At 70.3% G+C, this 11731-nt stretch carries 10 protein-coding genes; 3 read left to right on the top strand and 7 right to left on the bottom strand.

What is annotated here, in order from left to right:
• The first annotated feature begins 26 nt into the window (after positions 1–26).
• The gene (locus AB0M48_RS25455; protein WP_363846446.1) at positions 27–521 is read left to right on the top strand and encodes a hypothetical protein; all 495 of its coding nucleotides are present in this window, start codon (positions 27–29) and stop codon (positions 519–521) included.
• A gap of 7 nt (positions 522–528) precedes the next feature.
• On the opposite strand, the gene AB0M48_RS25450 is transcribed toward AB0M48_RS25455, so the two are convergent.
• Entirely contained in the window at positions 529–1230 is a 702-nt protein-coding gene (locus tag AB0M48_RS25450) for an SDR family NAD(P)-dependent oxidoreductase (RefSeq protein WP_363846444.1), read from the bottom strand.
• Positions 1231–1324: 94 nt separating this feature from the next.
• Between AB0M48_RS25450 and AB0M48_RS25445 the strand changes: the two genes are divergently transcribed.
• Positions 1325–2209, top strand: coding sequence for a helix-turn-helix transcriptional regulator (locus tag AB0M48_RS25445; protein ID WP_363846585.1), 885 nt, complete (start codon positions 1325–1327; stop codon positions 2207–2209).
• Between the two features lie 87 nt (positions 2210–2296).
• On the opposite strand, the gene AB0M48_RS25440 is transcribed toward AB0M48_RS25445, so the two are convergent.
• A complete protein-coding gene (locus AB0M48_RS25440) occupies positions 2297–4519 on the bottom strand; it encodes a cellulose binding domain-containing protein (RefSeq protein WP_363846442.1) in 2223 nt (740 codons plus the stop codon).
• Positions 4520–4864: 345 nt separating this feature from the next.
• Here AB0M48_RS25440 and AB0M48_RS25435 point away from each other — a divergent pair, with 345 nt between their 5' ends.
• On the top strand, positions 4865–6373 hold the full coding sequence (locus AB0M48_RS25435; protein WP_363846440.1) for an RICIN domain-containing protein: 1509 nt from the start codon (positions 4865–4867) through the stop codon (positions 6371–6373).
• A 20-nt stretch (positions 6374–6393) separates the two neighbouring features.
• Here the strand turns inward: AB0M48_RS25435 and AB0M48_RS25430 are convergent, their stop codons facing one another.
• From AB0M48_RS25430 to AB0M48_RS25410, 5 genes are all read right to left on the bottom strand, one after another.
• Positions 6394–7761, bottom strand: a complete 1368-nt coding sequence (locus AB0M48_RS25430) for a DUF4241 domain-containing protein (protein ID WP_363846438.1) — start codon at positions 7759–7761, stop codon at positions 6394–6396.
• 97 nt (positions 7762–7858) lie between these two features.
• On the bottom strand, positions 7859–8782 hold the full coding sequence (locus AB0M48_RS25425; protein ID WP_363846436.1) for an NADP-dependent oxidoreductase: 924 nt from the start codon (positions 8780–8782) through the stop codon (positions 7859–7861).
• Between the two features lie 106 nt (positions 8783–8888).
• Entirely contained in the window at positions 8889–9284 is a 396-nt protein-coding gene (locus AB0M48_RS25420; RefSeq protein WP_363846434.1) for a MerR family transcriptional regulator, read from the bottom strand.
• A gap of 44 nt (positions 9285–9328) precedes the next feature.
• On the bottom strand, positions 9329–9589 hold the full coding sequence (locus AB0M48_RS25415; protein ID WP_363846432.1) for a hypothetical protein: 261 nt from the start codon (positions 9587–9589) through the stop codon (positions 9329–9331).
• A gap of 69 nt (positions 9590–9658) precedes the next feature.
• Positions 9659–11671 carry a glycosyl hydrolase family 65 protein gene (locus tag AB0M48_RS25410; RefSeq protein ID WP_363846430.1) on the bottom strand — a complete coding sequence of 671 codons (2013 nt, stop codon included), beginning with the start codon at positions 11669–11671 and terminating at the stop codon, positions 9659–9661.
• Positions 11672–11731: the final 60 nt, after the last annotated feature.

The following is an 11731-nucleotide window of genomic DNA, read 5'->3' as shown; positions in this document are numbered from 1 at the left end:
GCGTGACACGCCGCAAGTCATGCGGCGTGTCAGTGCTCGACCTGGACAGATCAGTGCGCGCCGGGCCGGGCTGGTGGGATGACGCCGTGCACTACAACGAAGTGGAGCAGGTCGTCCGCGAACTCGTCACGGCCGCCGCCGACGAGAAGCGCCACCGGTTCGGCGCGGAGACCGTGGTCCGGCTGACCACGGGCGGCGACCTCGCGGACGCGGCGGAGGCCGAGTTCGACGGCGACATGGAACCGCAGGTGCTGTGGGCGCTGGAGGCCCTGGAGCACTGGGCGAGCTTCCTGGTCGACCGCGGCCCCGAGTTCGTCGTGCAGCTGGCGATCCGGTCGCTGGAAGCGGTGGACCACGAGGTCTCCGCCCCCTTGGACGACTTCCTCGCGTCCGCGGAGATGGCAGCCGAGTTCGACCGGATCGGCAGGCGCCTTCGCCAGAACACAGCGACGACGTCGAAGAAGCCGAGCTGGAAAGTCGCCCGGCTCTTCACGCCCGCCCGTCCGGCGTCGACCGGCTGAGGCGGCGTCACGACCAGGCGATCTCGCCCTCGCGGAAGACGAAGCGTCCGGTCCCGGCGCCCGGACCTTCCGTGGCGAGGGCGACGATCGCGTCCGTGCCCTCCGTGACGGTCTGGAAGCCGCTGTGTCCGTTGAGGTCGGTCGCGGTGTAGCCGGGGTCCGCGGCGTTGACCCGGACGTCCTTCAGCCCCTTGGCGTACTGCGTCGTCAGCATCGTCAGCGCCGCCTTCGACGCGGTGTACAGCGGTGCGATGACGCGCGACTCGGGCCGGTCCGGGTCGTGGGTGAGGGCGAGGGAGCCCATGCCGCTACCGACGTTGATGATCACGGGGTCGTCCGAGCGCCGCAGCAGGGGCAGGAAGGCGCTCGTGGTGCGGACGACACCGATGACGTTGACCTGGAAGACGGCCAGGGCATCGGCACCGGTGAGGTCTCCGAGGTCTCCCCCCGCGGCGCCGTGCACCCCGGCGTTGTTGATCAGGACGTCGATCCTGCCCTCGTGGCGGCCTACGTCGGCCGCCGCGGCGGCCACGGACGCGTCCTCGGTCACGTCGATGGGAACGTGGCGCGCACCGAGCGCGGCGGCGGCCTCCTCGCCACGGGCCCGGTCGCGAGCTCCGATCAGGACGGTGTGGCCGAGCTCGATCAGGCGGCGGGCGGTCTCGAGGCCGAGCCCCTTGTTGGCTCCGGTGATGAACGTGATCGTCATGCTTTCGATGCTGGCCCTGCGCCGCGCCGTGAACCAGGAACGTCTCGACGGTAGGAAGACCAGTACCAGGACGACCGGCCTCGCAGGCGGAAGGATGGACGTCGTGGCGAGGACATCCGGAAGCGAGCTCGGCGCGATGATCCGCGTGTGGCGGGATCGCCTGCCGCCGTCGGCCGCCGGGCTGCGCTCGGCTCGTGGACGGCGGGCGGCGGGACTGCGGCGGGAAGAGCTGGCCGACCTCGCCGGGGTGTCGGTCGACTACGTCGTGCGCCTCGAGCAGGGACGGGCGACGATCCCTTCGGCGTCGGTGGTGGCGTCCCTGGCGCGCGCCCTGCAGCTGTCCACCGCGGAGCGGGACCACCTGTACCGGCTCGCTCAGCTGGTCGCACCGACGACGGGCCTGATCTCCGACCACCTGCCACCCGGCGTGCAGCGGGTGCTCGCCCGCCTCGGCGACACGGCGGCCGCCGTGTTCGCGGCGGACTGGCAGCTGGTGTGGTGGAACCGCGGGTGGGCGGCCCTGCTCGGTGATCCCGCCCTGTCACCGGCCGGATTGCGCAACTTCGCGCGGGACAGGTTCCCGTTGGACGGCAGCGCCCCTCACCTCGCGCGGTGGCCGGTGAGCGAGACCGACCGCGACGCCACCGATGCCGCGGTCGTCTCCGACCTGCGCCGCGCCACCGGCCGTTACCCGCAGGACCGCCGCCTGGCTGCGCTCGTCGGCGAACTGAACGCCGGCAACAGCCGGTTCGCCGCACTGTGGGCGACCGGCGAGGTCGGCGCGCACCGCGAGGACCGCAAGACGATCCACCACCCGTCGGTGGGCCCGGTCACGGTGGACTGCGACGTGCTGTCCGAAGGCGACTCCGAGCTCAAGATCGTCATCATGACGGCCGCACCCGGTAGCGAGGACGAGACCAAACTGCGGCTCGCGGCCATCGCCGGCCACCCGGCCACCGCGCGGTCCGGTGCCAGGTGAGGGCCGGTCCGGGAGCGTGAACCCCACGAACCGGCCCCTGGCTCGAGCCGTGTCAGATCAACACGGTTTCTCCGATCTACGCCCTGGTCACCTCGCGTAGTGGACGTCCGGCCACGGCGGGGTGACCATGCCGCCGCCGATGTGGAAGCTCGGGTGCGGCGGCTGGTTGTAGGCGGTGTTCTGCCAGGCGATCGCGACCCGGTACTGAGGATCGTGCATCAGCGTCGGGATGCGGCGGTCGGTCTGGTTCGGGGTGCTGTAGATGCGCAGCGCCCGGTTGTCGCTGGTCGGCCAGATGACTTCCTCGCGCCAGTCACCGAGGATGTCGCCGGACAGCGAGGGAGTGGACTTGGTGCCGTTGTTGGAGTGCACGTTCGCTCCGGTGAGCAGGCGGGTGTCGCCACCGGTGCCGTACTTGTCGATGTGGGTGCCGTCGAGCAGCTCACGGGTGGGGTCGCCGTCCCACCAGATCAGGAAGTTCGCCGACGACGGCTTGCGGCCGACCGTCTCTCCCCTGGTGTTGCGCAGCTGGCTGTCCGCGCTCGACCACGACTCGGCGCCGGGGCTGCCGGCGTGGACGTCACCGGACACACCGCGGCCGTTGTCGCCCGCCGGCGCGGTCCGCCAGAGGACCTGACCGGTGCGCGCGTCCGCGAACCACGAACCGGGCTGGCTGCCGTTCTCAGACACCTTGTAGTACTCCAGGCCCGGCCGGGACGGGTCGAGATCACCCAGGTGGGCCGCGTCACCGTGACCGAAGCGGGTGTTCCACAGGCCGCGGCCGTTGTCGTCCACGACCGCCGCGCCGTAGACGATCTCGTCGCGGCCGTCGGCGTCCACGTCACCGATGGTCAGCGAGTGGTTGCCTTGTCCCGCATAGGTTCCGTTGCCGGTGGCGTTCGAGTCGAACGTCCACCGCTTCACCAGCCGGCCGTCGCGGAAGTCCCACGCCGCGATCACCGCGCGGGTGTAGTAGCCGCGAGCCATGATCAGCGACGGACGAGCACCGTCGAGGTAGGCGGTACCGGCGAGGAACCGGTCGACGCGGTTGCCGTAGCTGTCTCCCCACGACGCCACGTTCCCGCGTGGCGGGTCGTAGTTCACCGTGGACAGTGCGGCACCGGTGAGGCCGCTGAACATCGTCAGGAACTCCGGGCCGGCCAGCACGTAGCCGTCACCGTTGCGGTGGTCGGCCGAGGCGTTGCCGATGACCGTTCCGCGGCCGTCGCGGGTGCCGTCGGCGGTCTTCATCGCGATCTCGGCACGGCCGTCACCGTCGTAGTCGTAGACCTGGAACTGGGTGTAGTGCGCGCCGGAGCGGATGTTGCGGCCGAGGTCGATGCGCCACAACCGGGTGCCGTCGAGACGGTAGGCGTCGATGAAGGTGTTGTCGGTGACACCGGCCTGCGCGTTGTCCTTGGCGTTGTTCGGATACCACTTCAGGAAGATCTCGTACTGCCCGTCGCCGTCCGCGTCGCCCACACTCGCGTCGTTCGCGGTGTACGCGCTGCCCGGCGGGGAGATCGGCACGTCGAGATAGCCCGCTCCGAACGACAACGACGCCGCCGAAGCCGGCTGCTCGGCGCCGTTGACCACCGCTCGCACGGTGTACGACGCACCGACGGGACCACCGGAGTCGAGGTAGTTCGTGGACGCCGTGATCGGCGCCGAGTTGAGCTTCGTCCCACCCCGGTAGACGTTGAACCCGGTGTCCCGCGCGTCCCCGGCGAGCAACCGCCAGCTGACCAGGTTCCCAGTGCCCGACCGCACGCTGACCACACCGCGGTCCAGCCGCTCGACCTGCTTGCGCCCGGCCGGATCACCTGGGCCCGGCTCCGGTCCCTGGCTCGTCGTGGTCGTGGTCGTGGTGGTCGTCGTGGTCGTGGGTGCTACACCGCCATCGCACAGGACTCCGTTGAGCGTGAACGCCTCCGGTTCCCCGACCTCGGAACCGGACACCGTTCCGCTGAAGCCGAACGACACGGTCCCGCCGGTCGGGATCGCCCTGTTCCAGTCCACATTGGACGCCACCACGTCCGCACCGGACGGCGCGAACGTGGCGTTCCAGCCCTCGCCGTAACGCTCAGAACCCGGAAATGTCCAAGCAAGCCTCCACCCGTCGATCGGATCGCCGAGATTCTTGATCGTGACGTTGGCGGAGAACCCGCCCTGCCACTTGTTCTGCACCAGGTAGTCGACCTCGCAGCCGGGGGCGGCCGAAGCCATCCCCGCGGCCGCGAAGCCACCTGCAACCACGCAGAGCGCCGTTCCCACGGCGAGTGCGCGCGCGCCAACATTGCTGAGCACCATTGCTCCTTTTGTCCAGTTTCTGGGAACGCTCCCAGATCTGCCGCGCATTCATGACAGCACCGGACCCCAGGACCGGTCAATGGTTGAAACGTTTCATTTCGATGCTCTCGGTAAGCGCTTTCCACCTTGCAGCGCACCAAACAGATCTTCATCGTCGCACCTCGGAGGGCGTACGGCACACGGCCGGGGGGAGAACCTGCTCGGCCGTTCTGGGCGCGAAGCCCCGCCGAGCCCGCGCCTTCACCGTCGAACAGTTCGACGGTTCGAAGGACAGCAGTGGACGAGTGACGAGGCGTCCGCGATCCTCATCCAGGCAGCGCGCATGGCACGGCGATTGGACATCTCATGACAGTGATCATGGCGCACGACCGTCATCGGTCAGGGCCGTCGCGGAAGCTCCGGTCGTCGCGTCGATCGCTGATCGCCCTCGCGGTGGCCGCGCTCACCGCATCGCTGGGCCTCGTCGTCACCACACCCCCGGCCGATGCCGCCACCAGCCAGTTCCGCGGCGTGAACTGGGCCGTGCTGGGCGACAACTTCAGCACCACCGCGCTCGTCGTCCAGGGCCTGAGCAAGTCCGACAGCAACGCCACCGTGCGGGCCAAGGCCAACGCCCTCTACGACGACATGGCCTCCACCTTGGGGATCAACACCGTCCGGTTGCCCATCAACACCCACACCGTGGCCGACACGACCTGGTGGAACGCCTACCGGGGCGCCATCGACGCCGCCACAGAACGCGGGTTCAAGGTCATCCTCGCGTACTGGGAGGACGGCGCCGCAGCCAACGGCAGAATCACGAACATGGCCGCGTGGAACAGCATGTGGTCCAGCGTGACCAACACCTACGGCTCCAACGGCAACGTCTACTTCGAGCCGATGAACGAGCCGTTCGGCTACACCTCGGCGGACTGGCGCACCGTCGCCGCGAACTGGCTCAGCCACCACACCTCGGCGGTGCCCTCCCGGGTGCTCATCGGCGGCATCGGCTACAGCCAGGACCTGCGGGACGTCTGCAACGACAGCCGCTTCAACTCGACGCTGTTGTCCTTCCACCACTACGCCTTCTTCTACGACGCGATGACGTACGACCAGTTCCGCAGCCACATCCAGACGCGGCTGGGCGACTGCGCCTCCCGCGCGGTCGCCACCGAGTTCGGCGCGCCGATGTCCACCGGCCTCGACTACGGCGACGCGAACAGCGGCGACAACTTCGTGCGCCACATCCGCGCCATGGCCCAGGTCATGCGCGACAACCGGATGGGCGGCACCTACTGGCCGGCCATCGGCGGCAAGCCCGGCAACATCGGCTACGACTACTACTCGATGTACTCCCTGAGCGGCAGCGGCACCAACCTCGACCTGACCATCCGCAACGCCTCCGGCGCCGATCGGCTCCGGTACGCCTGGGGCGACGGTACGAACCCGCCCGTGGCAACGTTCTACCGGATCACCGCGCGCCACAGCGGCAAGTCCATGGACGTCCAACAGCCGAACACCGACAACGGCGCGCGTGTCGGCCAGTACACCTACAACGGCAACGCTTGGCAGCAATGGGAGTTCCGGGACGCCGGCGGCGGTTACTGGCGCATCGTCAGCCGGCACAGCGGCAAGTGCCTCGACGTCGTGAGCGCGTCCACCGGCGACGGCGCCGAACTCGTCCAGTACGCCTGCGGCACCGGCACCAACCAGCAGTTTCAGATGGTCGCCAACGGCAGCTACTTCCAGCTGCGGGCGCGACACAGCGGCAAGTGCGTCGACGTGCCGGCCGCGTCCACTGTGGACGGCGCGATCCTCAAGCAGTACACCTGCAACACGGGCACCAACCAGCAGTGGTCACGCACGCCGGTCTGACGGGTCATGCCTGACGTGATTCAGGCGGGCTCGGCGCCGGCCAGTTCCGGCACGCGGAAGTCGAGGACGAAGCAGCCGACGGCGCCGTCCTCGGTACGTCCGATCCACACGGGGTACGAGCCGTCGCTCCACCCCGGCACGATGATCAGGTCAGTGCCGGTCTTCTGGTCCGAAAGCCGGTGGAACACGGCCTCCCCTGCCGTGGCGGCGTCGATGTCGGCCTGCGGGTAAGCCTTGACGCCGGCGTGATCGAGCAAGGCGAGCGTGGCGGTGTCCACCGGGTTGCCGAAGAACTCGCCGTCGCCCAGGTCCAGTTCGTGCTCGCCCTCGAGCAACGCGAGGTCCCACGACGTGACGGGCACGTCCTTCACGGTCACCCGGCAGGCGACCGTCCAGGCCGGCTCCCCGTTCTCCGCCAGCTCGAACACGTCCACCGGGTACTCACCGGGCGGGACGGTCGCGGTCAGCGGTGTGGGATCGGTGTGGAGCCAGCCGGGATCCGCGACGAGCACCTTGCCGCTGGGCAACCTGATCGTGCCCGCCGGGACCCGCTTGATGACCGGGACGCGACCGTTCTGCGTGCGGAAGCGCGAGCCGTCGGTGACGACCTTCTCGATGTGGCGCGGGCGCAGCGGCTGCGGTGGGCGCCACGGGAACGTGGCGGGGACGACGTCCGGGCCGGGGCGGACGGTCACGGGACCGGTCATCCCCGCGAGCGCGGGCCAGCCAGCTGTCGCGGGCACGGCGACGTCGTCCGGTGGACGCGTCGGTTCCGGCCAGTTCTGCCAGTCGCGCCTGGTGTCGAGCTTGCCACCGCTGGACAGTTCCGCCGAGACCGCGACCTGCTCGACCGTCGCGGTCTCGGTGCGGTGAACGCGAGCCCGGAACGTCGGGTTCTCGCCGGCGAACTCAGGGGCGTCCTGCTCGTCGTAGTGCCAGCCGCGGATCTCGAACAGCCGCAATCGCCCGTCCGGCCAACGACGGTAGGCGACGCCCCGGTAGCGACGGCCGGACTCGTCGATGTGCCACACCTCGGCGTGGTGCGCCGACCAGCACACCTCGACGACCGCCCGAGCCACCCCGCCGACGGACAGGACCGCGGCGTACTGCTCGCCTGCCTCGTCCCGCGCTCGTGCGACCGACTCGGACATCGGTGAGGCCGCGGAGCGCGCGGCGGGGTCCCATCCCGCGCAGTGCACGACCTCGACCGGCTCGTTCGTCTCGGCGGGCGCGGGCACCGGCTGCCAGTCGAACGGATCATGCCGCCGCGGACCGCGGGAGGTCAGCACCGCCTGCAACCCCAGGCCCGCCACCGACGCGGCAACGGTGCCGGCGAGGAGCAGCGATCTTCGTGAAACACGCGTCGGTGCTCTGTCCCCCGCAGTCACGGTTCGCAATGCTACTTGCGCTCGAAGACCAGGCGGTACCGCCCCGACCACGCTGCCCGTCCGTCGATTGTGGACGGCTGACGGCGCCGGGTACCTCTCATGCCACCTTGATGACGACCTTGCCCGAAGCGTGACCGTTCTCGACCGCGGCGAGGGCGGCCAGGGCGTCGGAGAACGGGTGGACCGCGGTGATCACGGGCGCGAGGACTCCGTCGAGGGCCAGCCTGGCGGACCGCTCCAGGTTCTCGCGGTCGAGGCGGCGCTCGACGAAACGCCCACCGAGATCGGACACAGATGCATCACCCACGGCGATGACGTTGCGGGGGTCCCGGGCCAGCGGAGCGACCGTCCGCAGCGACGTGCCGCCGACCAGGTCGACGATCCCGTCGAAGCCGTCCGGAACCAGCTCGCCCGCCGCGGCGGCGACGTCCCCGGCGGTGTAGTCGACGAACCGCACCCCGATGGCCTCGGCGGCCTCGCGCTTGGCGGTGCTCCCGGTGCCGACCACGCGCAGCTCGCGCCCGGCGGCCAGCCGGGCGACGGCGAGGCCGACCCCGCCGCCGACCCCGTTGACCAGGATCGTGGCACCGGCCGGGAGGCCGAGCTGGTCGAGCGCGTCCACCGCGGTCGTCCCGGCCACCGGCAGCGTTGCCGCCACCGTCGCGGACAGACCCGCCGGGATGCGCGCGGTGTTCGGCGCGGACAGCACCGTCGTCTCGGCGTAGGTGCCGCCACCGGTGAGCGCGAAGCCGAAGACCGCGTCCCCCACCTCGAGCCCGTCGACGTCCTCCCCCAGGGCGAGAACGGTTCCGGCCGCCTCCATGCCCAGCACGCGGGGGAACGGACGCCCGCCGTCGAGCCCGTCGACCAGGCCCGAGCGCACGATGTGGTCAAGGGGGTTCACGCCGGCGACGTCGACCCGGATCAGCACCTCGCCGCGACCGGGGACGGGATCGGGACGATCGAAGAACTCCTGCACCTCGGGCCCGCCATACCTGCCGAAACCCCACGCCTGCCCCATCTTCTGCCGCCTCTCGGGTGACCGGCCCGGTGGTTCCGGGCTCTGCGGCAATCCTCACCGTTGACACCGATGTGAGGGGCAACCGGCTGAGGTGCAGGTCACAGCGTCAGGCCGGCTGCGCCACCGGTTCCAGGGCCGCGGACAGCTCCGCCCGGTGCCGGCTGTTGGCCCTGATCACCACGTCGAGCGCATCCCGGGTCGCGATCAGGTGCGCGATCTCGGCGTCGATCCGGTCGCGCTCGCGCATCATCGCCGTGAACGTCTCCTCGGCGACGCTGATGTCGTCCGGGAGGTCCACACACGGCAGCAACGTCGCGATCACCCGGCTGGACAGACCCGCGTCGAACAACTGCCGGATGAGCGACACGCGCTGGACCATGGCATCGGAGTAGTGCCGCTGCCCCGCGCCGGAGCGCGAGCTGGTCAGCAGGCCCTGCTCCTCGTAGTACCGCAGTGAGCGCGGACTCACGCCCGTGCGCTTGGACAGTTCGCCGATCCGCATCCCGGAAAGCCTACGCCTGCGTGCTCCGCGAGGTGGCGTGACCGCTAGCCGGGGAACAGGTGCCCGAGCCGGGTGTCGAGGTGCGCCGGAACGCCGCCGCGCTGCTGGGCTTGGTCGAGCCGGTCGGCGAGCAGGCGTACGAGGTGGGGCAGCACGGCCTGCTGGTCCGGAGCTTGGCCGCCGCGGGTGACGTCGACGGCGAAGTAGGCGATCTGCACCGCGCACAGCATGCGGCTGCGTTCGTCGGTCGGCAGCACGTTGAGCAGGCACGCGCGGACGACGGCGCGTTCGTCGCCTGTCCGCAACGCCTCGGCGATGTCTCGTCCTGCCCGCTCGCCGCCTGATTCGATGATGCGGTGCCAGGCGTACTGCGGTCACGATTCCCCGTAGCCGAGCCGGTCGAGGTTGATCGAACCGGTGTCGCCCGCGCCGAAGGACAGCGTCACCACCGGGTCGCGGCCGCTCAGCACGACGTTGTCGAAGGTCACGGTGCCCCAGTCGTCCCAGCTGCCGGAGACCTTCGGGAAGCTCACCTGGCGCACAACGCGTCCGTCCACGGAGAGCGTCATCGTGCGCGCGTCGCTGTTGGCGTTCGCGTACCGGACGGTGATCGCGCCCGAGCCCTGCCCCTCCGACGCGCGGTGCAGCGTGAACGACGACGCGGCGCCTTGCGCCCAGAGGCCGTCGACGAACGCCCTGCCCGAGTAGCCGGTGTGGTTGACGTTCGTCTTGACGCCGCCGGTGTTGTGCGCGTCCTCGGCTTCCAGGTGGGCGGGGGCCGGGCAGCCGGAGACGGTGCCCGCGGTGTCGGCGCAACGGTCCCCCGCGTCCGGCACGCCGTCGCCGTCCCGGTCGCCGCCCGCCGCTCCGGTCAGGGTGATCTCGACGGTGTGCGCGCCCTCGAGCGTGGCGGGGATCTCGGCGCGTGACGGCCGGCCGTCGACCGTGACCGAGCGGATCCTCGTGCCCGCACCGCGCAGGGTGATCGTCAGGTCGGCGTCGCGGTAGCGCAGGTCGCGAAGGGTGACATCACCCCAGCCCGCGGGCAGGTTCGGCGCGAACGACAGCCCTCGGTCGCCGTACCTCAGCCCGAACAGTCCGGTGTGGACCATGTCGAGGAACGCCGTGGCCGACCAGGTCTGGTCCGGCTCGGAACCCCAGTGGAACTTCACCGTGTCGCCCAGCCGCTGCCAGCCGCCGTCGACCACGCCGGTGGTGCCGTTGTAGATCTCCCAGAACCCGCTGTTGTTGTTCGCGAGCTTCGCGAGCCTCGCGGTCTCCGCGGCGAAACCCCTCTGGTCGCCTTGCAGCGCCTGGGCTTTGGCCCACAGACCCTGGACGAGCGGCCAGACGATCGCGTTGTGCCGGCCGGGCTGCGCCTCGGAGTACCGGTCCCAGTGGGGGTAGGTGTCGGGCATGCCCCAGGTCATCACGCGGGCTTTCGCGAGGATCGACCGCGCCTGAGCCGGGTTCGCGATGCCGAAGAGGATCGCGAACGCGAGCCCGGTGCCCTCCTGGTGGGCGCCGGGTGTCCCGTCGGCGAGCAGCTGGTAGTTGTACAGGCCCGTCGCCGGGTTCCAGAAGTACCGGTTGATCGCGGCCTTGAGCGCGAAGGCCTTCGCGCGGTGACTCGCGGCCTCCTGCGGCTGCCCCAGCCGGTCCGCCATGTTCGCCGCGTTGACGTAGGCGGCGTAGTAGACCTCGTTGGTGCTCAGGTACATCCCGCTCGCGATGCCGGGCCACGGCATGCTCCCGGTGCTGATCGACTCGGTCGCGTCCGCCGGAGGCGCGGGATAGCCGGCGATGCCGTCGTTGAAGAACGACGCGCCGGTGAACAGCCCGTAGGCGGCGTTGAAGCCGGCCGTACCGGCGCGCTCCCGGATGGCCAGGGTGTTCTTGGCGGTGCGGTAGGCGTCGCCGAGGAACTGCTGGTCTCCGGTGACGAGGTAGTGGTGCCACGCGGCGGTGAGCCAGATGACCTGGTCCCACTGCTGGTCGTCCTGCTGCACCCGCAGGGCGCCGGCGGGATCCTTGTCGACGACGGCCCACAGCGTGTTCCTCGCCAGGGCCGGGGACAGCAGGCTGGTCGCGTTCCAGCTGTTGATCGACGCGTCGCGCGTCCACGGCTGGGCGTATCCGCCACCCGCGCGGACCATGCCGGTGGCCGGGTCCATCAGACCGCTCGTGTTGTAGTGCGCGTCGTAGCCCACGGTGTTGACGCGCAGCAGATTGTCCAGCGCGGCAGCGTAAGCAGCGCCGAACAACCCTTGGCTGTGCGGGTTCGCGAAGGTCAGGGACGGCGGGGTGGCCGGTGAGGCACCGGTGACCACGCCGCACACCGTCGTCAAGGCCACGAGGACACGAGCGATCCGCCGCCGGAGACTCATTCCGTGCACCTCTCCCGGCCGCCGGACCCGACCGGAGCCGACCTGCAGTGCACCATGGAA

It is taken from the genome of Lentzea sp. NPDC051208 (genome assembly GCF_040682435.1).
GTDB lineage: Bacteria > Actinomycetota > Actinomycetes > Mycobacteriales > Pseudonocardiaceae > Lentzea > Lentzea kristufekii.
This window is presented reverse-complemented; position numbering and strand designations above follow the sequence as displayed.

What these genes read in the sequence shown, in the direction of transcription:
- AB0M48_RS25450 (WP_363846444.1), bottom strand. Translation starts at nt 1,230, where the DNA reads ATGACGATCACGTTCATCACCGGAGCCAACAAGGGGCTCGGCCTCGAG.
- AB0M48_RS25445 (WP_363846585.1), top strand. Translation starts at nt 1,325, where the DNA reads ATGGACGTCGTGGCGAGGACATCCGGAAGCGAGCTCGGCGCGATGATC.
- AB0M48_RS25440 (WP_363846442.1), bottom strand. Translation starts at nt 4,519, where the DNA reads ATGGTGCTCAGCAATGTTGGCGCGCGCGCACTCGCCGTGGGAACGGCG.
- AB0M48_RS25435 (WP_363846440.1), top strand. Translation starts at nt 4,865, where the DNA reads ATGACAGTGATCATGGCGCACGACCGTCATCGGTCAGGGCCGTCGCGG.
- AB0M48_RS25425 (WP_363846436.1), bottom strand. Translation starts at nt 8,782, where the DNA reads ATGGGGCAGGCGTGGGGTTTCGGCAGGTATGGCGGGCCCGAGGTGCAG.
- AB0M48_RS25420 (WP_363846434.1), bottom strand. Translation starts at nt 9,284, where the DNA reads ATGCGGATCGGCGAACTGTCCAAGCGCACGGGCGTGAGTCCGCGCTCA.
- AB0M48_RS25410 (WP_363846430.1), bottom strand. Translation starts at nt 11,671, where the DNA reads ATGAGTCTCCGGCGGCGGATCGCTCGTGTCCTCGTGGCCTTGACGACG.